This is a genomic window from Hymenobacter metallilatus, from assembly GCF_003944705.1.
Taxonomy (GTDB): domain Bacteria; phylum Bacteroidota; class Bacteroidia; order Cytophagales; family Hymenobacteraceae; genus Hymenobacter; species Hymenobacter metallilatus.
The window spans coordinates 39,773-63,109 of sequence record NZ_RWIS01000016.1 but is presented as its reverse complement, the minus strand read 5'-3'; the positions used below and the strand labels follow the sequence as shown (position 1 = coordinate 63,109).

Annotated in this window: 19 protein-coding genes; 1 reads left to right on the top strand and 18 read right to left on the bottom strand. The window is 61.5% G+C overall.

Translation table 11 applies throughout. The annotated features are described in order from the left end of the window. Window positions 1-315: 315 nt before the first annotated feature. The 18 genes from EI290_RS19620 to EI290_RS19540 form a co-directional block, all read right to left on the bottom strand. A complete protein-coding gene (locus EI290_RS19620; protein ID WP_125433348.1) occupies window positions 316-1,254 on the bottom strand; it encodes a bestrophin family protein in 939 nt (312 codons plus the stop codon). Between the two features lie 89 nt (window positions 1,255-1,343). Beyond that, window positions 1,344-3,803: a multicopper oxidase domain-containing protein gene (locus EI290_RS19615; RefSeq protein WP_125433347.1), complete on the bottom strand. Its 2,460-nt coding sequence runs from the start codon at window positions 3,801-3,803 to the stop codon at window positions 1,344-1,346. Between the two features lie 7 nt (window positions 3,804-3,810). After that, window positions 3,811-4,953, bottom strand: a complete 1,143-nt coding sequence (locus EI290_RS19610) for a DUF2231 domain-containing protein (protein WP_125433346.1) — start codon at window positions 4,951-4,953, stop codon at window positions 3,811-3,813. Between the two features lie 320 nt (window positions 4,954-5,273). Beyond that, window positions 5,274-5,483: a heavy-metal-associated domain-containing protein gene (locus EI290_RS19605; protein ID WP_044019248.1), complete on the bottom strand. Its 210-nt coding sequence runs from the start codon at window positions 5,481-5,483 to the stop codon at window positions 5,274-5,276. Window positions 5,484-5,738: 255 nt separating this feature from the next. Further along, window positions 5,739-8,576 (bottom strand): alpha-amylase family glycosyl hydrolase, encoded by a 2,838-nt coding sequence (locus tag EI290_RS19600; protein WP_125433345.1) that lies wholly within the window; start codon window positions 8,574-8,576, stop codon window positions 5,739-5,741. Window positions 8,577-8,848: 272 nt separating this feature from the next. Beyond that, entirely contained in the window at window positions 8,849-8,983 is a 135-nt protein-coding gene (locus EI290_RS23070; RefSeq protein ID WP_125433400.1) for a pentapeptide repeat-containing protein, read from the bottom strand. A 257-nt stretch (window positions 8,984-9,240) separates the two neighbouring features. Further along, window positions 9,241-9,576, bottom strand: coding sequence for a four-helix bundle copper-binding protein (locus tag EI290_RS19590; RefSeq protein ID WP_071884653.1), 336 nt, complete (start codon window positions 9,574-9,576; stop codon window positions 9,241-9,243). 176 nt (window positions 9,577-9,752) lie between these two features. Continuing rightward, complete coding sequence (locus tag EI290_RS19585; RefSeq protein WP_071884652.1) at window positions 9,753-10,349, bottom strand: AraC family transcriptional regulator; 597 nt, start codon at window positions 10,347-10,349, stop codon at window positions 9,753-9,755. Between the two features lie 10 nt (window positions 10,350-10,359). Next, window positions 10,360-13,581 carry an efflux RND transporter permease subunit gene (locus EI290_RS19580; RefSeq protein WP_044019245.1) on the bottom strand — a complete coding sequence of 1,074 codons (3,222 nt, stop codon included), beginning with the start codon at window positions 13,579-13,581 and terminating at the stop codon, window positions 10,360-10,362. 102 nt (window positions 13,582-13,683) lie between these two features. Then, window positions 13,684-14,196, bottom strand: a complete 513-nt coding sequence (locus tag EI290_RS19575; RefSeq protein WP_044019244.1) for a YybH family protein — start codon at window positions 14,194-14,196, stop codon at window positions 13,684-13,686. A 39-nt stretch (window positions 14,197-14,235) separates the two neighbouring features. Further along, window positions 14,236-15,381 carry an efflux RND transporter periplasmic adaptor subunit gene (locus tag EI290_RS19570; protein ID WP_125433344.1) on the bottom strand — a complete coding sequence of 382 codons (1,146 nt, stop codon included), beginning with the start codon at window positions 15,379-15,381 and terminating at the stop codon, window positions 14,236-14,238. Window positions 15,382-15,392: 11 nt separating this feature from the next. Beyond that, window positions 15,393-16,022 carry a hypothetical protein gene (locus EI290_RS19565; RefSeq protein ID WP_044019242.1) on the bottom strand — a complete coding sequence of 210 codons (630 nt, stop codon included), beginning with the start codon at window positions 16,020-16,022 and terminating at the stop codon, window positions 15,393-15,395. 12 nt (window positions 16,023-16,034) lie between these two features. Next, window positions 16,035-17,276 carry a TolC family protein gene (locus EI290_RS19560; protein ID WP_044019241.1) on the bottom strand — a complete coding sequence of 414 codons (1,242 nt, stop codon included), beginning with the start codon at window positions 17,274-17,276 and terminating at the stop codon, window positions 16,035-16,037. A 103-nt stretch (window positions 17,277-17,379) separates the two neighbouring features. After that, window positions 17,380-17,937 (bottom strand): heavy metal-binding domain-containing protein, encoded by a 558-nt coding sequence (locus EI290_RS19555; RefSeq protein ID WP_052381920.1) that lies wholly within the window; start codon window positions 17,935-17,937, stop codon window positions 17,380-17,382. 86 nt (window positions 17,938-18,023) lie between these two features. Continuing rightward, the gene (locus EI290_RS19550) at window positions 18,024-18,752 is read right to left on the bottom strand and encodes a DUF305 domain-containing protein (RefSeq protein WP_125433343.1); all 729 of its coding nucleotides are present in this window, start codon (window positions 18,750-18,752) and stop codon (window positions 18,024-18,026) included. 42 nt (window positions 18,753-18,794) lie between these two features. Continuing rightward, a complete protein-coding gene (locus EI290_RS19545; RefSeq protein ID WP_052381918.1) occupies window positions 18,795-19,757 on the bottom strand; it encodes a heavy metal-binding domain-containing protein in 963 nt (320 codons plus the stop codon). Window positions 19,758-19,823: 66 nt separating this feature from the next. Next, on the bottom strand, window positions 19,824-19,955 hold the full coding sequence (locus tag EI290_RS22910; protein WP_257883438.1) for a hypothetical protein: 132 nt from the start codon (window positions 19,953-19,955) through the stop codon (window positions 19,824-19,826). A 130-nt stretch (window positions 19,956-20,085) separates the two neighbouring features. After that, complete coding sequence (locus EI290_RS19540; protein WP_148103652.1) at window positions 20,086-20,523, bottom strand: hypothetical protein; 438 nt, start codon at window positions 20,521-20,523, stop codon at window positions 20,086-20,088. 456 nt (window positions 20,524-20,979) lie between these two features. On the opposite strand from EI290_RS19540, the gene EI290_RS19535 reads away from it, so the two are divergent. After that, window positions 20,980-23,310, top strand: coding sequence for a heavy metal translocating P-type ATPase (locus EI290_RS19535; RefSeq protein ID WP_317127481.1), 2,331 nt, complete (start codon window positions 20,980-20,982; stop codon window positions 23,308-23,310). Window positions 23,311-23,337: the final 27 nt, after the last annotated feature.

Below are 23,337 nucleotides of genomic sequence, written 5' to 3'. Positions count from 1 at the left end.
GCTATAGAGCTACTCGCATTACGCTCCCTTCCCGGTTGCCTAACGATAAACTATGCAACAAATTCCGGGGATGGTGTATCCGATACCAGGCCTGCCTGCGCTAATTGCCACCGCAGGTAGACCGGCTTACAAGCCCTGGCCTCAACAGCCGACGTACCCGAAGCCGGACCGGTGAACCGGCTTGCTTTGGCAAGCGTCCCTCTGTGGTTAATCTTCGGACTTTAAACAGCTTTTAGCAGGTGGAGTAGCTACAGTCCGTAGGGATATGGGCCTTACTGTCAGGCGCAAGGAGAAAGCAGGGTGTAGTACGGGCGGCTAGTAAAGTATGCCGTGTTCAGCTTGCACGGGCGCGGGCACCTGCTGTTCGCCCAGCATCTGGCGCAAATCAATCTCGATGCTGCGGCAGAGCGCCGTCATGGGCACGTCGTTCATGCGGTTCTCAAACGGGTCCTCGCTGATGTGGCCCACCAGCTCAATGGTGATGAACACCCAGGATACCAGCACGGAGAACGGCACGGTCAGCCAGTAGTGGCCATGACCCAGCTTCTCGAATTCGGCCAGCAAGCCCAGGGGCAGTAGGGCAATAAAGAGCCACACGAACACCAGACTGGAAAAAGCATACTGCCGGGGAAACGGCGTATTCTTGATGCGCTCACAGCCGCCCTGCAGGTTGGTCATCTCGCGTAGCTCTTCACACAGAGTACGCAGCTGCAACTCACTGAACAGCCCTTCGGCCTCGCGCAGGGCCTGCGTTTGCCGCAGCAGCAGCTGAGCGGGTGGATTGGCCAGCTGTTGCAGCTGCGTGGCCTCGGCCGGGTCGAGCAGGGGTGCCACCTCCGCCTGCCAGCGCTCAGGCTGACGACGCAGGTGCAGGCGTAGCGCATTGACCCAGGCCAGCTGCCGGTACACCAGTTGTCGCTGAAACGCCAGCTGCGCTAGGGTGGTCGTCACCAGGTTGGCCGGCTGGGTATGGCCCAGCACCAGCATCGTCCAGCTGCGACTGCGGTTGACAATCCCGCCCCACAGCTGGCGGGCTTCGGAAAAGCGACTATATGAGCTGCTGTTCTTGAAGCCCACGTAGAACGACACGGCCACGCCCACGATGCTGACCAGCTGCCAGGGCACGTCCAGCCAATGCCAGTGCAGCGGTCCGTAGAGTACGGCCAAGAGCAGATCGTAAGTCAGGAAAAGGAGCACGTCCTTCCAGGAATGGCGCCAGATAACGCGCCAATGAATGTGCTTGCGAATATACATAATGGGGTAAATCAGCCGCGCCAGGATAGACCACTCAAGTAGCGGCTCAGGAGGCAGCGGGCAAAGCAACGCTCTTGAGGGGCGCTTTGCTAGTAATGAAAGGTCAGACCGGCGCCCCAGCCATACTGGTTATCGTAGTTGGTGCTCAGCGAGGCGTACTTGCTGACCATGTAGCGGAAGCCGAGCGTAAACTCCCGGTCCGTGTTGCCCCGGATGTCCATGAACACATTATTACTCAGGGGCAAATCCCGGCGCTCGAGTTGCAGACGCACCTGACCAGTCAGATCAGAGCGTAACTCTGCGCGCACAAGTAGGGGGAGCAGATAGTACACGCCGAGTTCGGTTTGCCGGCGGAAATTGATGTTGTTGTCTCGAGGACGGCCTTTTTCCAGGGGCGACCCACGTAACGTCTTGTTGTCCCGAAAATCATAGCCCACGAAGGCCGCCCAGAATTGCCGCTTATCGAGGTAGCGCAGCAAGTGGGTTTCGGTTTCGTAGTTCCCCAGGTAGTTGACCCGGCCCTCGAATTCCAGCGCGTTGCGGTTATTGGAAAGATTGCCTTCCAGGAAGGCCCCCTGAGAGTGGACCGATAAATCGAGCCAGGGGTAGACCGCATTGTCCTCGCGCTTAAGCATCTTGTAATTTCCCTTCGCGTACTCGTTCTGGGGGCTGGCGTCGTAGCTGATGATGCGGGCCATGCCGGCCATCATGTGGTAGAGGATGTGGCAGTGGAAAAACCAGTCCTGGTACTCGTTGGCCTCAAATTCGATAGTCACCGTGCCCATGGCCGGGATGTCGAAGGTGTGCTTCATGGGCGAGTAAGCGCCCTGGGCGTTGACCAGGCGGAAGAAGTGCCCGTGCAGGTGCAGCGGGTGGCGCATCATGGTCAGGTTGGTGAAGGTCATGCGCACGTTCTCACCCCGGCGGATGGGAATTTTGTCGGCTTCCGACAAGGTTTTGTTGTCAAACGACCAGATGTAGCGCAGCATGTTGCCGGTGAGCGTAAGCTTGATGTCGCGCCACTGCCGGGTAGAATCCAGGGTGGTCGGATTCAGGGCCCGCAACTGGTTGTAGTTAAAGTCGCCGCCCGCGCCCCCCATGCTCATGCCGGCCATTCCACCGCCCATGTCCATGCCGGCCATACTACCCATGTCCTGCGTATTGCCCATGCTCTTACCGCTCTTTTCCTGCATGTTCATGGGCCGGTTTTGGGGAGAGGGGGCCGTGCTGGCGGGCATGGTTCCGTTTTTCATATCCATCCCTTTCATAGAGGGGTCCGCGGGCTGCGTAGACTGCCGGCCGGCCGGCATGTTCATGCCTTTCATCTCCCCACTGCCCCCTTTCATATCCATGCCCTTCATGCCGCCGTTAGGGTCCATCTGGCCGTTGCCGCCCATGTCCATACCGGTCATATTACCCATGCTGCCCATTTCCCGCATCATCTGGAAGTAGTTAATGCGCGGCAAATCGGGCGCTTTCATCGGCTCGCCGGCTCCAAAGAAGCTGGACGAGTAGCCCGTGATGTCGTTGGCGGTGGCTCGCAGTTCGGCCGCGCCCGCGGGTGGAATGGTCACCAGCAGGTCGTAGGTTTCGGCCGTGGCAATTTCAAGCTTGCTGACGGGAAAGGGCTCCACGTTGATGCCATCGGCGGCGATGACCTGCATGGGGCCGCCGGCATACTGCAGGTAGAAGTAGGAGGAGGCGCTGCCGTTGATGACGCGCAGGCGCACCACTTCCCCGGGCTTGGCGTCAGGGTAGTAGCTCTGCTCGCGGCCGTTGGTGAGGAACTTGTTGTAATAGATGTCGGTGAGGTCCATGGCCGGCATGCGGCCCCACTCCTGCCGGACTTTGTCCTTGAAATAGCCGGCCGCAATAGCCTCCCCGTAGCTCTGCGTCGCGCCTTTCTGCACGGCAAACCACTCGCCGGCCCGCTTGAGGTAGCGCAGCACTTCCTTGGGTGGGTGGTCGGTCCAGTCGGAGAGCAGGAGCACGTACTCCTTGAGCTCGTACTTCACCTGCTTGGGCTGAATGACGATGGAGCCGTACAGCCCGTTCTGCTCCTGCAGCATGGTATGGGAGTGGTACCAATAGGTGCCGCTCTGGATCAGCGGAAACGTGAAGGTGTGCATGCCGCCCGGCTCAATGGGGGCCGTGTTAAGGTAGGGCACCCCGTCCTGGTCGTTAGGCAGCAGCAGCCCATGCCAGTGAATGCTGGTTTCCACGCTCATCTGGTTGTGTACCCGGATGATAGCCGTGTCGCCCTCAGTGAAGCGCAGCGTGGGGGCCGGAATCTGCCCGTTGATGGCAATAGCCAGGCGGGTTTTGCCGGTGTAGCTTACCTCCCGCTCATCCACGTACAGGTCATATTCGACCCGGTGGCCGGCGTGGCCCGTGCGGGGCGCCACCACGTGGCCCCGCAGGTCCTGATCCGGGGGCGGGGTGGCCGGGCCATTGGCGGCCTTGCTTTTGGGCATGGCCTGGTGCTGGGGCGTTTGGGCGGCCAGGGAAAGCGAACCAAGCAGAAAGAGTAGAAGGGCAAATAATCTCATCGGGTCGCTACTGGTTAGCATGCTTGGGTTTGTTACGGGCGGGGTTGTTGTCCTCGAAGCGGAACTTGTCCAGGGGGTTGGTGGGCATGCGCATGCCCGGCATCGGGCCCATGGCGGGCATGGGCTGGCCTTTTTCCATACCGGGCATATCGCTCATGTTGTCCATTGGCGGCGTGGCTTGCTTGGGCTGCTTTGAACCCGGCGCCTTCATGCCCGGCATATCGGCCATAGTGCCCATGCCCGCCATGCCGGATGGGGCTTTGGCTGGCTTTTTGGCACCTGATTTCGGCGGGCTCATGCCGGGCATATTCTCCATCCCGGGCATATCGTTCATGGGTTTCTGCCGGGCCGGGCGGCTCCTATCCATGCCCGCGGGCATGGGCTGAGTCATCTTTTCAGCGGGCATGCGCATGCCCGGCATGTCCGGCATGGTGCTGTTAGCGGGGGCTGGCGGACCAGCCGGCTGGCGGCCGGGCATAGCCCTGTTGTCCATCGCGCCCGGGGCCGGGCGGCTGTCCTTGCTGGTGGAGGCGGGCCCGTTCATATCCATGCCGGGCATATCAGCTGAAGCCGGGGCCGCGAGTGGGTTGGGCGAAGCGGGAGTCTGGTTCGCGTTGTGGTCGTTGCCCCCTGCCGCCTCGTTGTGCGTATCGGCCTTCATCTCCATAGTGGGCATGGCTTCCCCGCCCCCATGGCCGTGGCTTTTATCAAGCAGGCGGCCCTGTGGCCCCACGCCCTCAACGTACACCAGCTGCGCCCCACGGTGCCCAGCCACCGACAATACCCCGGCCGTGGCTATGGCCAACACCAGCACCAGGATTTCGTAGGCCCGCCGCTGAATCTTGAAAAACGTGCCGACACCGGTCAGCAGCAAGGTAATGCCGGAAAGCCACAGGGTGTAGCCCGCGAACTTTTCGTGGGCTTCAAAAACGGCGGCGGCCCGGGGTGCCAGACCCATGGGCATGGCATGAAACACGGTGCTGGCGGCCAGAGCTCCCAGAAAGCCGCCGGCCATCACGGCCATGGTAATCCACTTCACCGGTGGCCAGTCCTTGTACACGTTCAGCGCCTGCAGGCCCGCGCTGAGCAGCAGCAGGACAATAGGTAGATGCACCACCAGGGGGTGCAGGTTGGGAAAATCTGAGAACATAGAGGCAGGCAAAGAATTGAACAGCAGAAAACCGCCGAAAGAGCGGAGCCCTTTCCGGATTCCCGGCGCCGCAACATTTTCCGGTAGTGCAGCGCCGCTTTTTCCCGGCCACGACGAAGCAAATCAGAGAAGTCGTGTTGCTGTGCCAGCAGGCTAGCAGGACGTGACCGGCGGTTCGCTTTACGCAGAGTGGGTGGGGGCGTGTTTGCTGCTATTGCGCGCGCAGCCTACATAATTTCCATGCTTTCCAGTGCTAGGCACCCTGAAAACCAAAAACGCCCGGCAGAACCGGGCGTTTTACGTGCAGACAACGAAGGCGCTTAAGCAGCCGCAATGTTAAAGCCGGCTTTCTCAACGGCCTGAACCACTTGCTCCGCCGTGAGCTGGTCGGAGGTGACGGTGAGAATCTTGTCGGGGCTAGTCGTGTCCACTTGCCAGTTACCCACGCCAGCTTCTTGGTTCAGGGTCGGCGTAACGGCTTTAATGCAGCCGCCGCAGTTAATGTTGGTCTTGAATTGCAGAGTTTTCATGGGAAGAAGAAGTAAGGTCGCCGAGCTAGTCGGTACTGGGTGTACAACGCACAAAAATAGACCCCAGTGCGGCGCCAGGGGTACAGAATTGCGCTTCGGGCTTATATGATTTGCAGGAGAGTTCATACCATGAACTATTTCGTTAGGATCAAGTAGTTGGAGTCTTTTCAGCCCCGTGAGTCTAGTTTAATCCCCTACGAACAGTGCCACCAAATTGTGATGGTCATTCCATAAGGTAGTAGAAAAGCCTGTTTGTTAGGGTTGGATCAAAAGTCGCGTAGTGGCCGTAAGGTTACCGCTTACCACGTTAACTAAGTATACTCCAGCCGACAAACTATCGAGTTTCAGCGGTATTTCCACGACCGTGCCGGCAGGACGCGGGGACAACTGTACCCGGTGTACTTCACCGCCGAGCAGGTTACGTACGCTCACCGTCACCGGGGCCGTAACAGGCGTAGTCAGTCGCACGGTGGCCCGAGTACCGGCCGGGTTCGGGGCGACGCTCAAGTTCAGCGCGGTGCCTTGTTGCGCCCCCCTGGTGCTGAGCACTATACCGGCACGCCGCACCCGCTGCGTGGTGTACACGCGGTACTCCCCGGGCTGCAGGTTTAGTTGGGCATTCACGTTGGTCACGGTAATACTGTCGCCGCTGAGGTAGTTGTACCACTTGCCGGGCCGTTGAAAGGCTGGGTCAATGGTGATACTGGTCACGTCGAAGTTGCCCAGAACGGTCACTTGCTGCGTGGCATCGCCCAGGTGGATGGATTTGCCCGCGCCGGCCAGCTGTTGGGTATAGCTGGTGGGGTTGTCGAACACGGCCTGACTCTTCTTCAGGGCTATCAGCGCCCGGTAGGTGTCGTAGAGCTTACGGCGGGCGGGTTCCTGGTAGTAGTTCCAGCGGATAGGCTTATTGCCGGTGCGCCCGTTGAAGTCGATGCTCACCTCGTAGCCCAGCTCGCCAAACTGCCACAGCATCTTGGGGCCTGGTACGGTGAAGAAAAACGCGGCCGCGGCCTCGTTGCGGGCCAGAGCAGTGGTGAGGTCGCGCACGTTGTGGGCGGGGTTGGATTGGTTGCCAAAGGTGAGGTTGCGGTACATCAGCCGCTCCTCGTCGTGGCTTTCCATGTAGGTCACCAGGCCCGGCTGCGCCCAGCCGCGGCCACCCTGGGCGGTGCTGCCGTAGTAGCCCCCGCTGAAGTTGGAGTTGGGCAGAAAGCCCATGGTAGCCTCGTTGTAGTTGTAGTTAAGGTTGCCCCACAGCAGCATGCCCGCGTTGGCCAGCACCCGTTCTTCGGTATTATCGGCAAAGTGCTCCAGAATAACGAACGCATTCGGGTCCACTGTTTTAATGAAATTGTTGTACTCCATCCAGATGTTCACCCGGGACTGGTCGTACTGGCTCCACTGACCCACGTTGGTGCCGGAAACGGTCTGGGTGAAGCCTTTGGACAGATCGAAGCGGTATCCATCCAGGTGATATTCCTGCAGCCAGAATTCCATCACCCGTTTGGCGTACGTTTTGGTGAAAGCGCTTTCATGGTTGAAGTCGTACCCCACGTTGAAGGGGTGCGTGGCGTCAGCATTAAACCAGGGTGAGTTCGCGGCCGGCTTGCCGGCTGTCCCGTCGAAGTACAGTTGCACCATCGGGTTCTGGCCAAAGGCGTGGTTGAGCACCATATCCAGCGTCACGGCGATGCCGCGGGCGTGGGCGGAATCGATGAAGCGCTTGAGTTCGTTCTTGGGGCCGTAGTACTTGTCGGGGGCCAGGTGAAAGGAGGGGTTGTAGCCCCACGACTCGTTGCCCTCGAACTCGCCCACCGGCAACAACTCGATGACGTTGACCCCGAGGCGCTGCAGGTAGCCTAACGTGTCCACCAGGGTCTGGTAGTCGTGGCGGGCCATGAAGTCGCGTACCAGCAGCTTATAGATGACCAGCTTGCTTTTTGCCGGCTTCTGAAAGGTAGGCACCTGCCAGGTGTACGCCGGCTGATTGGTTTGCAGCACCGACACGATGCCCGAGGTCTGGCCCGTGGGGTAAGCCTTTAGGTTGGGGAAGGTTACGGCCGGAATGAAGCGGTCGTTATTGGGGTCGAGCACTTTCTCAGCGTACGGGTCGGCCACGCGCAGGCTGCCATCCACCAGGTACTGGTAGGCGTATTCGCGCCCCGGCGTCAGGCCGTTGAGCTGCACCCACCACTGGTTGCCGTCGGGCGTCTGGTTCATGTAGGCCGGCTGGTCGGGCTGCCAGTTGTTGAACTCGCCGAGGGCGTACACGAACTGTTTGCCCGGGGCCGTGAGCACCAGCACGGCGGAAGCTCCCCCAGCCAAGTAGTTGATGCCGTCGCGTACGCCGGCGGGCAGGGCGGCAGTGGTTACAACCGGGCGCACGTACACAATGGCCGAGTCCGACACGGACGTGGTGCCCAGGGTAGCTGTGAGGCGGATGACGTTGCGGCCCGCCCGGGTGGGCGTCACGCTGCCGGTAAAGCTCGTGGCATTGGATTGCTGGCCGACCTGGGTGCCATTAAGACGCAGCGTTAGAGTCGCGGCCTGAGAGGCGACACCCGCCACGTTCACCGGTGCCCCCGAGCTGATAAAGATGGGGTTCTGACCCGTTGCTGGGGCAGTAAGGCGCACGGCCAGGGCGCTGCTCTGGCTTACGTCCACGAAGATATCAGCCCCACCGGTGGCCCGGCCGACCTGGGTGCCGGCGGCGTTGCGAAACACCATGGCCAACTTCAGAACCTGCTCGGCGGCCGGCACGTTGAACCAGGCCCGCACGCTGGGCGTGATGCTTAACGCGTAGGTATTAGGGCCGGTGCGGGTAAGCAGCACCGAGGGGTCAGGAGCGGTAAAATTGGTAAATTTCACATACCTCCAATCCGAAGGTGAAGCGCTAAGGTTAGTGATAACCCCGATGTGAGCGTACACGTCACCGGTAAAGTTGTTCAGGCCCTGGTTGCCTTGCGTGGCATCAAAGGACAGAGTAACTGGGTCAGTCGCCGCAAAGAAAGCCGGAGCGGTTGAGACCACCTGGGCCCGCACAACACCAGTCAGCACCAACAGCCAAGCTAAGAGCAGGAAATTTTTCATGTATCGTGGAGAAAGAGTCGGGGAAACCGCTACACTACTTTTTGTAGAATACCCACACGATTGTCGTGATAAGGGTAAGAGGTAAAAGGCAGTCATCGAAAATCAGTAAGCTTTCAGCCAAGCGTGCGCGCCCCGACATTACCACCTATCGGGCAGTGGCAGGTAAGAGAAGGATAATGCACGGGTCACTACTGCCAGGCATGCCACACCCAAACTCCGAATTATGAGCACAAACCATGGGAGAAGTGGCGTTTACATCTGTAGACCATGCTCTAAGTGGCAAAGCGAGCAGATGAAAAGCGAGCAGATGAAAAGCGAGCAGATGAAAAGCGAGCAGATGAAAAGCGAGCAGATGAAAAGCGAGCAGATGAAAAGCGAGCAGATAAGAAGCTGAGCCAGTTGCTGATTCTTGGGAGATCGTCCCATTCAAGTCACCGCACTGGTCTCCGTAAAGAGCTAACAGCGGGGCTGCGCAGTATCGGGCAAGTCTGGGAAGGGGGTGAGCCGCTACAGGTATTAGGGCACCGCGTGATTAGTTCAAAGGTAAAATCCCGTCAAATAGTAAGAAATGTACTATCGGGTTTATTGCTTGCAACATTACACTCATACAAATGCAAAAAGCCAGCTCAATTCACATGAGCTGGCTTTTTTGGTGTCAGGTAGTCTAGGCGTTCAAACCTTGACGGCAGGCCTGCTCGCAGCGGCGGCAGGCTTCCGCGCACTCCCGGCAGTGCTGCATATGCGCGCCGTGCTTTTCGCATTCGTCACCACAGGCCTTGCAGATTTCGGCGCACTCGCGCAGCAGGTGCTGGGCGTGCTCAGAGCCGCGGGCCAGCAGACGAGCGGTGAGGGCGCAGATGTCGGCACAGTCCCGGTCCAGGCTAATACAGCGGACCATCATGCGCACATCCTGCTCTTGCAGGCAGGCGGTAGCGCAGTGTTCGCACGAGGCGATGCAGGCATTGAGGGCGTCGAGCAGGTTCTGGTTTTGAGTGTGCATGATACTGGAAGGTTAAGGATGAATAATTTCCAGTATATACTTGCCGTGCAGCCAGTAGTTGTGCACGATTAAAGCCGATTACCTGCATAATTTACTCGGCTCCACTTTTGCAAGCCGCTTTCTCGGCTTACCCCGTCAAGGTGCTATTTTAGCAAGAACCCGAACCCTACAAGGCCTTAGCCGCTTGCACCCGAATCAGAAAGTGTAGCGACGGAAGCCTGCAGAAGGCACTGGCGGCGGTACTCGCTGGGAGAAAGCCCCGTTGCGCGCTGAAACTGCCTGGAGAGGTGGCCCAGATTGCTAAATCCCAGTACTGTAGCAATGCGCCCCACGGGCAGCGTACCATCCCGCAGCAGGCACCGGGCCTCTTCCACGCGCTGCCGGATGACGTACTGTTCCAGGCTCAGTCCTTCGGTGGCCGAAAACACGTCGCTCAGGTAAGCAAAGCGTCGCTGCAGGCGCTCGCTCAGCAGTCGGGAGAAGTGTCCGCTACGTAGCGCGGCGGGCTCCTTACGCAGCAGCTCGGCAATTACTTCCTTGATTTGCACTACGAGGCGCTGCTGGGGGGAGAGCCGGTCGAGCAAGGCAAAGCCTTCCGCTTCCAGACGCTGCTGCAGTCGGGCCCAGTCAATGACCTGCTGGGTGCCCAGCAGTTCCACTTCCCCCAGTTCCACGCGTAACGGCACCAGGCCCAACTCCACGAGGAGTTCGCGCACTACCAGGATGCACTTTGAGCAGACCATATGCCGGACATACAGGAGCGTGGAGGCCATGGGACAAGGGCTACAGGGCCGGGGACAAATCGGTCTGATCGCCCGGGGGCGTGAGCGGCTGCGCATCCAGTTCCTGCGGGTGCTCATCCAGGCCTACTTCCCGATGGGCGGCGAAATACTGGGTCAAGGCCTTCTCCCCTACCAGCCAGAACACCACGGGCGTGACGATGATGTCGAGAAAGGTGGACGAGAGCAGCCCTCCGAGGATGACGGTGGCCACCGGGTAGAGGATTTCCTTGCCCGGGGCGTCCTTGGCCAGCGTGAGCGGCACCAGGGCCAGGGCCGCTACCAGCGCCGTCATCAGCACGGGCACCAGGCGCTCCAGCGAGCCGCGGACGATCATCTTTTTGCCGAAGGTCTCGCCCTCATGCTCCACGAGGTGGATGTAGTGGGAAATCATCATGATGCCGTTGCGCGAGGCAATGCCGGTGAGCGTGATAAAGCCCACGAGCGAGGCAATGCTGAACGTGCTGCCCGTGAGCAGCACCGCCACCACCGAGCCAATCAGGGCCAGGGGGATGTTAAGCATAATCTGGCCCACCATGTAGGTGGACTTGAAGTGCGAGTAGAGCACCAGGAAGATGCCGGCCAGCGAAAACAAGCTCAGCCACAGAATCTTTTGCGAGGCCGACTGCTGGCTCTCGAACTGCCCGCCGTAGGTGAGGTAGTAGCCCGCCGGCAGCTTCACCTGCTGGCTGACTTTGGCTTGAATCTCCTTCACCGTGGAGCCCAGGTCGCGCTCGGCTACGTTAAGCGAGATGGTAATGCGGCGCTGGGTATTTTCGTGGTTGACGGTGTTGGGCCCCGGCTCGTAGATGACATCCGCCACCTGGCTCACGGGAATCATGGCGCCCGTGGGCGTCTCAATGCGGGTCTGGCCAATGGCCGCGATGTCGTTGCGCTGCGCTTCGGGCAGCTTCACCACCAGGTCGAAGCGCTTCTGCCCGTCGAGCATCTGCGAGACCACGGCGCCCTGAAACAGGGTTTCCAGGTCACGCACCACTTCGCCCCGGGCCATGCCGTAGGCTCGTAGGGCGTCGTCCTTGGGCCGGATGAGCAGCTGCGGTATCTGCACCTGCTTCTCGACCTGTAGGTCCACCACGCCCGGCACCGTGCCGGCCGCCGTGCGGATTTCATTGGCGTAGCGGCGCAGCTCCAGCAAATCATTGCCGAACACCTTGATGGCCACCTGGGCACGCACGCCCGACAAGAGGTGGTCGAGGCGGTGGGAGATGGGCTGGCCGATGTTCACGTTCACGCCCGTGATCAGGCTGAGCTTCTGGCGCATATCGGCCAGAATCTCGTCCCGGCTGCGCATGGTTTTGCCCTCCTTTTCCAGTTCTTCCTCCGTTTTGAAGGCCACCTCAATTTCCGAGTTATTCACCGACTCGGCGTGCTCGTCGAGCTCGGCGCGGCCGGTGCGGCGGGCCGTGTAGGCCACTTCCGGAATCTTGAGCATTTGCTCCTCACCCAGCGTGCCCAACCGGTTGCTTTCCGTTAGCGACGTGCCGGCGGGGGCCGAGAAGTTGACCGTCAGCGAGCCTTCGTTGAAAGGCGGCAGAAACTCCGTGCCGAAGAAAGGCACCATGGCCGCGGCCATGACAAAGAGCAAGGCCGTGGAGGTCAGGATGAGTTTAGGGTGGGTCAGGCCCCAAGTAAGCAGGCGAGTATCCTTCTTCTTCAGCCAGCGCACCAGTGGACCATCCGTTTCGGGGTGGTCCATCTGCTTCATCTTCGGCAGTAGGTAGTAACATAGCACCGGCGTGACGGTGAGCGACACGAACAGCGAAGCCACGATGCTGGTGATGTAGGCAATGCCCAAGGGCGCAAAGATTCGTCCTTCCATGCCTTCCAGCGCAAACAGCGGCAGGAACACCAGCACCACGATGATGGTGGCGTACACGATGGAGTTGCGTACCTCCGATGAGGCCGCATAGATAACCTTGAGTACCGGCTGGGGAGTGGCCCGTTGCCGGTTTTCGCGCAGGCGGCGGTATACGTTCTCCACGTCCACGATGGCATCGTCCACGAGCTCGCCGATGGCGATGGCCAGCCCGCCCAACGTCATGGTGTTGATGGAGATGCCCGCCAGGCGAAACACCAGCGCCGTCACGAGCAGCGATAACGGAATAGCCACCAACGAAATAAAGGTGGTGCGCACATTCAGCAGAAAGGCAAACAAGACGATGACCACGAGAATGGCCCCATCGCGCAAGGCCTCCTCCACGTTGGTAATGGAGGAATCAATGAACTCCGACTGCTTGAACAGGCGCGTATTTACCTGCACATCCTTGGGCAAAGAGGGCTTGAGCTCGACCAGGGCCTTCTCCACGGCCTGCGTGAGACCCACGGTGGCGGCCCCCGGCTGCTTCTCAATGCTCAGGATGACGGCGGGCTTACCGTTCACGCTGCCGTCGCCGCGCTTGAAGCGGGCCCCGAATTCCACGTTAGCCACGTCCGCCACGCGGACCGGGGACTGGTCGCGGTAGCCGACGATAATGTTTTCGATGTCCTTGACCGAGCGCAGCCGGCCCAGGTTGCGGATGAGCACCTCCGAGCCATTACGGTCGAAGAAGTTGCCCGTGGTGTTCAGGTTGGACTGGCGCAAGGCTTCCTCCACCTGGTTTACCGTCAGGCCGGTGGCATTTAGCCGGGGCATGTCCAGCAGCACCTGGTACTGCAGGTTGTCGCCGCCGATGGGAATGACCTGGGCCACGCCGGGTATGGAGAGCAGGCGTTGGCGCACGGTGTAGTTGGCCAGCGTGCGCAAATCAGCCGCATTGGTCTGCTTGCCTCCTGTCAGGCCCACGAGCATAATCTGGCCCATAACCGAGGAAATGGGCCCCAGCACGGGCGTTACGCCCTGGGGCAGCTGCTCGCCGGTGGTCTGGAGCTTTTCACTCACGATCTGGCGGGCCGTGAAAATATCGGTGCCGTAGTCGAACTCCACGAACACCATGCCCAGGCCGATGGCCGAGTTGGAGCGCACCGCCGACACGCCGGTGGCTCCGTTCAGGGCCGTTTCCACGGGTAGCGTCACCAGGGCCTCCACTTCCTCGGGCGCCATGCCCGGGGCTTCTAAGAATACCGTCACGCGAGGACGGTCCAGGTCGGGCAGCACGTCCACGGGCAGCTGGCCCGCGGTGTAGGTGCCGGCAATGAGCAGGCCCAGGGCGAAGGCCAGCATCAGCAGGCGGTTCTGCAGGGCAAAGCGAATTATCTGATCGAGCATCGGTTGTTAGCGCAAAAAAGGAAGAAGCGAGGGGGCCGGAAGGCCCCTCCCCTCCCGGAATCGGCAGCGTCCCGGACAAGTAGCCCAGGCCCACCGGACTGCTTATTTTTTAGGACGTGGGGTGCGAGCCGAGGAGTGGGTGCTCATAATCTGCCACTGGCCGGCGGCGTTTTTGCGCAGCACCGACGTGGCCACCCCGCGGCGGACAACAGGCGCCTTGGCCTGCTTATCCTGGGGGCCGTTCTTGAGATTGATCGTGTAGGTGTAAGTCTCCGTCGCGAAGGCGTAGGGACCGTCGACCTGCACGGCGGCCTTGTAGTCGCTAAAGGTGAAGGCGCTGAACTCTTTCAACTCCGGCCCCAGATGGTGCTCGGCATAGTGGCGGTAAGTGCCTTCCACCCCGCCCGACTCAAACACCTGGGAGTTAGGTGCGAACAGGCGGTGGGTACCCGTCGTATCGAGTTTTTGCACGGCCTGCTGGTACTTGGTCAGCACCATTTTCACGGCGGCCTCATCGGCAGCGGAGCCGGCGGCGGGGGCCGTCTGGGCCTGTGCCGTGGCGGCGGTAAGGGTCAGCAGGGCAAGCAAAGCGGCAAAGGCAAAGCGATTTTTCATGGCAAGCGGACGGAGCGTGAGGCCACCGGGCAGGGGGCACTATTGGTTGAGGTAAATGGACTTGAGCTGGTAAGTGCCGGCGGTCACTACCCGGTCATTTTCGTTGACCTGGCCTTGCAGCAGTACCGTTTGCTGCCCGTTGACCGCTCCCGGCTGCACAAAGCGAATCTTAAAGTGCTCGGGCTCGGTGTGCACGAACACGACGGGTTTGCCATTGAGGTCGGTGATAGCGGAAGTGGGTACTACCAGCTGGGACCGGCCCCCACCCGTCTGACCTACGACCTGCACGTTCACCGCCTGGCCCGCGCGGTAGGCACTACTCTCGGTAGCGTCCAGCTCCAGCACCAATTGGCGGGCCTGGTTCACGGGGTTCACCACGTTGGAGAACACCACGAGCCGGGCCGGTACACCGGCCTGCCCCTGCAGGCCTTCCACGCGGAACTGCGCGCCGGGCGTGATCTTAGCCAGGTCCTGGGCAAACACCTGAGCTTCCACCCGCAGCTTACCCGGGTTCAATACCCGCAGCAGCTCGTCGCCCTGGTTTACCTGCTGGCCCACGGCCAGGTTGAATACATCCACCGTGCCGCTCACCGGCGAGGTAATGGATATTCGGCGCTGCTGACCCTGCCCGTTGTAAATGCTGGCGTTCTGCCGGGCCTGGCGCAGGCGAAGCTCGGCCGCCACCACGTCCTTGCGGGCCGCGATGTCGGCGATGCTCTGCAGCCGGGCATAGTCTTGTTGGGCGGCGCGCAATTCGGCCTGGGCATTAGCCCGCTCGGTGCTGAGTCCAATCTGCTGGGTAGCATCCAGGGTTTGCTCGATAACGGCCAGCGTCTGCCCGGCCCGCACGGATTGGCCCACTTGCGCCGAGAGGCTCACGATGCGCCCCCCCTGGGGCACGACGACTCGCCCTTCGCCCCCGGCTGCCGCCGATACCGTGCCGTAGAGCGTGGCCCGGCTATAGGTGGTGGAGTACTCGGCCAGGTTGGTCCGTACCTGAAACAGAAACTGACTTTCTTTGGGCAGCAATACCTCATCGGTCAAGGCCACGCCGGTGCTGGCTTTGGCTTCGCCACCGTGGTCTTCACCCCCGTGCGCCTGTACCGTACCCGGCGGAGGCAACAGCACGGTCAATCCGAAGCCAGCTGCGGCTGTGGCCGCCAGGAATTTATAGTGGGTCTTCATATCCTGAATGATTAAGAAATGGGCGTGCGGTGGCGGGCAGTCAAAGCCGGCTCCGAAGTGTGCAGCACTGAATCCGGGGATTGGCGCCGGCGGCGCAGCAGCAACGCTGTCAGGGCGATGCCGAGCACGAAGGCGCCCACCACGGCCAGGATGGTTTTCCAGGAGGAAAAAAGCGATGGGGTCGCAGTGGGAGTGGCAGCCGCCACCGGCAGCTTCTCCCCTACCTTGATACCTTCCAGCAGCAGTAAGTCCGCTTTGTCGCCAACCACAATGTTGGCCGCAAAGCTGTAGGTCTTGTTGGCGGGGAACTGGCCTTCCACCAGGTACACCCCCGGCTCCTGTTCGGTCACCGCCCACTTCAGGTTGGCATCTTCCGGGTTGGTAAGCGTGAGCTTGGCGCCTTGGAGAGGGACGTTGGTGGCGTAGTCGGAGAGGAACAGGCGCAGATCGGCCGGCTTACCCCCTTCCAGCGGCTCGTAGCGCAGCAGCGCCTCAAACTGTTCCGAGAGCGCGGCGACGGAAAACGACGTGGCCCCGGCTGGCGTCGATGCTTTGGCGCCGTCGCCGTGGTCTTCGCCCCCGTGAGCGGAGGCAGAGGCGCTTAGCAGCAGGCCCAGCAGCAGAATCAGGAGTTGTTTCATGAGGATTGACGGTTATTCGCCCCGCAGGTAGTTAAGCTCGACCAAAGCCTGGCGGTAGTCGCGGATGGTGGTCAGGTAGGTATTCTGAATGGCGAACGCCTGGTTCAGGCTCAAAATCAGCTGTAGGTAGCTGACTTCCCCGGCGCGGAACAGGCGCTGGGATTGGCTGATAATGGCCTGTGACTGGGGCAGACCGGTTTGTTCGTAGTAGCCCAGCGAGGCCGCAAACTTGCGCGAGTCAGCTAGGGCCTGCTGGTACTGTCCACTCAACTCCAGCCGCTGGGCCTGGAGCTGATAGTTGGCGGCCTGGGAGCGAGCCGTAGCCGCCTGCAGCTGCGAGCGGTAGGTCCAGAACCAGATGGGAACCGATACCCCAAACTGGAAGCGGTAGCGAGTAGGCGAATAATCGTACCCCTGATTCTGATAGCCCACCGTCAGAGCCGGTGTGCGCCGGGCTCGAACTAAGCTGATGCCCGACTGGCTCAAGGCCACGTTCTGGGTGGCAGCCGCCAGCGTAGGGCTGCGTACCAGGGCGGTGCTGTCTTCGGTGGGCAGACTGCTGAGCAGCGCCCCACCCACCTGCCCCAGTTCGGGGCCGGTGCGGCGCAGGTCGGTGGTGGTGGTCAGGGCCGCAGTGGGTTGGCCCAACAGCAAGCCCAGGCGGCGCTGGGCGGCGCGCTGGTCGGCAGTCGCCTGCTGCAGCTGCACGGTCACCTGCCGCGCCTCGGCGTCGGTGCTGATGCGCTGCAGGGAGGTGACTTCGCCGGCGGCGAACAGGCGCTCGGTGGCCACGCGCAGGGCGCGAAACAGGCTGTCCTGATAGGTAAGCTGTCGCACCTGCGCCTCGGCAAACTGCAGGCTGAGGTAGGCCAGGCGGGTATCGCGCAGCACGCTGGCCCGGCTCACCTCGCGGTTGCGTTCGGCCAGGGTAACACCTGCCTGGGCCACCTGGCGCTGGCGCCGGTAGACGTTAGGCAAGTCGATGGTTTGTACTACGCCGGGGGCCCACATTTCCCCCGTGGGCGCCGAGAACAGAAAGTCCGGGTTGGCGGGTGCGAAGGAGCCCCGTTTGAGCGCGCGCTGCTCCTCGATTTCGCGATCAGACTGCCGCAGCCGTGGGTGCCGCCGCAACGTGAGGGCTTCGGCGCTGTCGAGGCTGATGGCGGTTTGGGCCCGCGCGTCTTCTAGGAGCAACCCAATCAGCGCCAGCACCAGCAGCCCTTGCGCTGCCCATTTCAGGTTTAGAAACTTCATATTGTCAGGTTAGAGCCCGTCATGGGGCCGCCCACCGTTGCAGCGGCGAGCGGCCCGAGACGGAGAGGGTTCGGACGCCGGGCGTCCGAGAAGCAGGCTCCGCCTAGGCCTTTTTCACGAGGGCCATGCCGCACTTTGGGCAGGTGCCAGGCTTCGAGCTGGCGCTGCCTTCGCACTTCATGGGGCACTCGTAAGCGGCGCCAACCGCCTTGCTACCCTGAGCCCCCGCGTCGAGCTTGTCGAAGCGGGTGTTAATGGCTTTGCCATCGGCTTTCAGGCTGACGATGGCCGTGCGCACTTTCGTCCCGGCGGGCAGTTTGGCCACCAGGTGGTCGGTACCACCAGCTACCAGCGTCACGGTCATAGTTTTGTTGTCGGTGGTTTGCACCATCACCGTGCCCGAGAGCGACTTACTGGGCACGGAGGCATTTTTATCGGCCAACAGGTAGATGTGCAACTCACCAGTGTGCTGCACCAGCTCCATGTGGTAGGGGTTGGCCGAGCGTACTACGCCGCCGTGCGGGGCTACGTGGGCGTGGGTTTCGCCAGGTGCGGTGTGGGCATCCGGCTTGCCACCGGCGTGCGAGTGCTGGGCCTGCGAGGCCAGGGGAGCCAGGGCAAACAGAGCGGCGGTCGTCAGGGAAATGCTGAAAAGCTTCATGGAGGAGAAGAATATCGAATGGGCAGTGGGGAGGAGTGAGGTGGTCGGCAATAGGCTTCTTTCGCCAGTGCCGCCGGCCACCCGGATTACATTTTGTCGGCGTTTTTGCCGTGCCAGGCCTTGAATTCGGCGATTTCCTTCTGTTGGGCGTCAATCATCATCTGGGCCATCTCCTTGAGCTTGGTGTCCTTGCCGTGAGCCAGTTCGGCTTTGGCCATGTCCACGGCGCTTTGGTGGTGCACCGTCATCATCATGTTGAAGTTCATGTCCGGGTCGGCCACCATGCTGGGCAGGTTCTGCATCATGCCGTCCATGGAGGCCTTCATCTTGCTGGTGAAGGGGTCGATCGGATCCATTGGCTTATAGTTATTGGGGGCGGAGTCTAGCCGCTCAGCAATGGGCTCCAGCTCACTGATTTCCTTTTGCTGATCGGCCTTGATCTTCTCGGCCATTTGCCGCATGGTGGCGTCCTTGCCGTCGCGCAGCTCGAGGTCGGCCATGGCTAGGGCACCTTTGTGGTGCTCCAGCATCATGTGGGCAAAATCGTGGTCGGTGTTGCCCTTCATCTTCATGGCGTCCATTTTGGCCATCATATCGTTCATGGCCATCAGCATGGGAGATTCACTGGTGGAGGTCTCACTGCGCATCTTGGAATGATCCATGCCTGCCATCGAACCGGAACCCGCCGCGGCATCAGTGGTGGCGGTTTCCATGGTGCTTTCCGTGGCAGTGGTGGCATCAGCTTTCTCATTGTTGCAGCTGCTCAACAGCAACGCGGAACAGAGGGTGGCGAGAAAAAAAGTGGTTTTTTTCATGGGGTTGGATGGTTTGTAAAAAGGGAACTAAACAGGGATGCCTCAGCTAGCGGCCGTGCCCTTCACGTTGATAGTGAAGTCGCCGGTATGGATCTTACCGCCGTGGTTGAACTGTAGGAAGACGCGGTAGAGGCCGGGGGCTTCGAAGTTGGTGTTGAAGCCGATCCGCGGGCCTTTGTCGGCTTGGTCATTGGGATGCACGTGCAGGTAGCGCTCCGTGTCCTGGCTAATGACCACCACGTGGCCCAGGGCACCGAGGTAGTTGTCCAGGTCAGTGACCGGCTGGCCGTCCTTTTGGATGGTGATGCTCATGCCCAGCAGCTGACCCGTGGTGAGCGGCTTGTCAAAGGAGAGCGTGGCCTGGTAGCCGTCCTGCTCCCACTGCATGTCATCATTTTTGAACGTTACCGGGGCGTACTTCGGGCCCTGCACCGTGATGGGCTGGCGGCCCAGCTGGTGGCCGGCTCCCGTGGGCGTGTAGTCCTGAAACAGCACGTAGTCGCCGCCCTTGGGGAAAGTGTAGGTGACCTTATAGTTGCCCTGGGCAGTATAGTCGGGGTGTTCGTGGTAGAACTGGCCCAGGTCCTTGCTGACGATGATCAGGTGAATTTTCTTTTCGTGCACCAGGGCCAGGGGCACGGGCGCGGCCTCGTTGCCGACTTCCTGGGGGGTGAAGACGAGCTGCGAGGGCTGCCCGGCCGTGAGTTGCATGGGCTGCGGCTCAAACTTCATGGCGTAGGCTTTGCCGTTGCCGGCCGCCTGATCGTTGTGTTCGAGCTTCATGCCGCACTTGGGGCAGGTCTCCCCGGCCTTGGTGCTGGTCACCTCGGGGTGCATGGGGCAGGCATAGGTGTGGCCGGCGCCGTGATCCGCCCCGGCGCCGGCTGGCGCATCCGTGGGTGTGGTTACGGTGTTAGTGGCGCTACTCGACTCGGTTTCGGAAGAGCAGCCGGCCACGGTCAGGACGCTGGCCAGGGCCAGCAGCGAAAGGGGTACGCGATGCATGGGGGAGGAAATGAGTGATGAAAATGGGGGGCGCTTCTCAGGGCGGCCCAGGGCTCCAGCCAGTGCTTAGGCCTGCCACTGCTGCCAGAGCACAAAGCCCAGCGTGGCGGCCAGCACGGCGTAGAGCAAGTAGGAGAGCAGGCGACGGCCCGGCCCTCGGCGGGGCGGCGTACCAGCTTCTTCGCAACAACTCTTCATTGCCGGGAGGAAAAAACCAGGAAGAAAAAGGGGAAGGGGCGCGGCCGGACCACGCGCGACGGGCAAACGAAAAGGCCCGCCCCGGACATAGCACAGCTATGCCGGCGCGAGCCTTAGCGCGTCGGAAAAATCAGACAGTCAGCGACTGGATGAAAATGCGGATATCGGGTATTTTGGGCTTTAATTGCCGCCGCGCCACCAGCAGCACGGGACGCGAACGGTCCCACTGCTGAAAGCGGAACACGACGGTCAGGGGTGCTGGCGGAAGAGCCACCGGCATGAACGCCATTTTCTCAATTCCCGCCTTGGGCGGATGCGCCAGCGAGGCCCACACGGTTGCGGCATCATCCTGGCAGCAGGCACCCTTAGGGCCGTGCTGGTGCGAGGTCCCGGAAGCGGGGGCTTTGCGCTCGTCGTGGTGGTGAGCCTCTGTCGCGTTGAGGCCAGCCCCATGGGAATGGGGCGCTTGGTGCTTGGACGACGCTGGCTGCGGGTGCTCATGCGCCGACGTGCCGGCCGGGTGCTTGTGCGACGCCATGGCTTGAGCCGGGGCCGCAGGCATTACCAACGCACAGAAGACTTGCCCAAAAAACACGTTGAGGAAGACCACCAGGAAGGAGGTCGCCATCGCGCGTCGGGAATGGGTCTGGAGTCGGAACATTGGTACAGGTCAACTGCAAAATTATGGGAAAGGTTTACATAGTATTCTACTGCGACTCTGGCCTCCCTAGCTCGGCGGCTAAGCCCCTTTCCTCCCCTACCGCTCCAGAAATGGCCTTTTCAGCGTCTGCGGGCCCGCTCAGGCCCCGTTCTGGTTTTGACCCGCTGGGAGTACACCCGGGCTATGCTGGAAATCTTATAAGCTCAGCGACTGAATTGTGTACGTGCCGGCACACTGGACGACGGGGTATGCAAATGTTGTAAGCGCAAAGCTCAATTCTGCACATCTATTGGGTACCGAAGCCAGTTTACTTCGTGTTGACCACAACGAGCAACTTACCGCTCCCCACCAACGCTACTACTCGTGGAAACCATACCCCATCATCACCCCACCCCGGCGGCACCCGCCCAGCCGGCGGCGCCCGCTGGCGGCACCGAGACCGTCACGCTTAACATTGAGGGCATGACCTGCGCGTCCTGCTCCAACTTTGTGGAGAAGGCGCTCAGCCGCACGCCCGGCGTGCAGCGCGCCACCGTAAACCTGGCCAGCGAAAAGGCCACCATCGAGTACCTGCCGGGCCAGATTGACCGCGCCGGCCTGAAGGCGGCCGTGGAGCAGGCCGGCTACGGTGTGCACGAGCCGGTCGCGCCGGCTTCGCCCAACGTGCTGGCTTCCGACCAGGAGCTGGACCAGCGCAAGGCCGAGGCTTACCAGAAGCTCAAACGCCGCTTCCAGGTAGCGGTGGGGCTGGCCGTGGTCATCATGCCGTTGAGTATGCTCATGCTCTGGCCCCGGATGATGAACCTGATCCCGACGCCGGTACTCAACTACGTGCTGCTGGCCCTGACATTGCCCGTGCTGCTTTACAGTGGCCGCGAGTTTTACGTCTCGGCCTGGAACGGCTTCCGGCACCGCACCGCCAGCATGGACACGCTCATCGCCGTGGGCACCGGCGCGGCCTTTCTCTACAGCTTGGCCGCCACGGTGATTCCCCACTGGTTTATGCAGCGCGGCATCATGCCCGAGGTGTACTACGACACCACGGCCACCATTATTGCCTTGATTCTGCTGGGCAAGGTGCTCGAAAGCCGGGCCAAGTCCAAGACCTCGGCCGCCATCAAGGCCCTGATGGGGCTGCAGGCCAAAACCGCCCGCGTAGTGCGGGGCGGGCAGGAAGTAGACGTGCCCATCGAGCAGGTCGTGCCCGGCGACGAAGTAGTGGTGCGCCCCGGGGAGAAAGTAGCTACCGACGGCGTGCTGCTCAGCGGCCACTCAGCCGTCGATGAGAGCATGCTCACCGGCGAGAGCCTGCCGGTGGAAAAGAAGCAGGGCGACAACGTGTTCGGGGCCACCCTCAACAAGACCGGCTCGTTCCGCTTTCGCGTCAGCAAAGTGGGCGCCGAAACCATGCTGGCCCAGATTGTGAAGCTGGTGGAGCAAGCCCAGGGCAGCCGCGCCCCCATCCAGCAGCTGGCCGACAAAGTCAGCGCGGTGTTCGTGCCGGTGGTGGTTATGATTGCCATCGTCACCTTTGTGCTCTGGTTTGACTTTGCCCCCGAAGCCACGCGCCTGCCGCTGGCGCTGGTCAACTTTGTGGCCGTGCTCATCATCGCCTGTCCCTGCGCCCTGGGCCTGGCCACGCCTACGGCCATTATGGTCGGCACCGGCAAGGGGGCCGAGCACGGCGTGCTGATTCGCAATGCCGAGGCCCTGGAGAAAGCGGAGAAGGTAACCACCGTGCTGCTCGACAAAACCGGTACTATCACCCGCGGGGAGCCCAGCGTGACGGACTTCGTGCCCGTCACCGGGGAAGCTACTGACCGCCTGCTGCCCCTGCTGGCCGCCGTGGAGCGGCAGAGCGAGCATCCCCTGGCCGAGGCCGTAGTGCGCTACGCCGATGCCCAGGGCGCCGCAGCGCTGTCGGCCACCGCGTTTCAGGCTTTGGAAGGCCGTGGGGCCAGTGCCACGGTGGACGGGCAGGCTATTTTGCTGGGCAACCGCCGCTTGCTCGTCGAGCACCAGGTGCCGATGACGGCCGCGGCCGAGCAGGCCGCCGCGCAGCTGCTGGATCAAGCCAAGACCGTGCTCTACGCCGCGATGGGCGGGCAGGTGGTGGCCCTGATTGGGGTAGCCGATACCGTACGCGACACGTCGGTGGCCGCGATTCGCCATTTGCAGCAAAAAGGCATTGAGGTGGTGATGATGACCGGCGACAACCCGCAAACCGCCGCCAAGGTAGCCGAACAGGTAGGCATCAAGCGCTACTTTGCCGAGGTGCTGCCCGCCGATAAGGCCGGTAAGGTGAAAGAGTTGCAAGCCGAAGGCCGCGTGGTGGCCATGGTCGGGGACGGTATCAACGACGCGCCCGCCCTGGCCCAGGCCGACATCGGCCTGGCCATGGGCGGCGGCACCGACGTGGCCATGGAAGCGGCCGGCATCACGCTCATGCGCTCGGATTTGCAGGGCGTGGTCACGGCCATTGACCTCTCGCGCCAAACCATGCGCACAATTAAGCAGAACCTCTTTTTCGCCTTCATTTACAACACGCTGGGCATTCCTATTGCGGCCGGCCTGCTCTTCCCGCTCACCGGCTGGCTGCTCTCGCCCATGCTGGCCGCCGGGGCCATGGCCCTGAGCTCGGTATCGGTGCTGACCAACTCGCTGCGCCTGCGCGCTTATAAGCGGACCGCATAAGGCGGCCTTTTCTTTCCTTTTTGTACG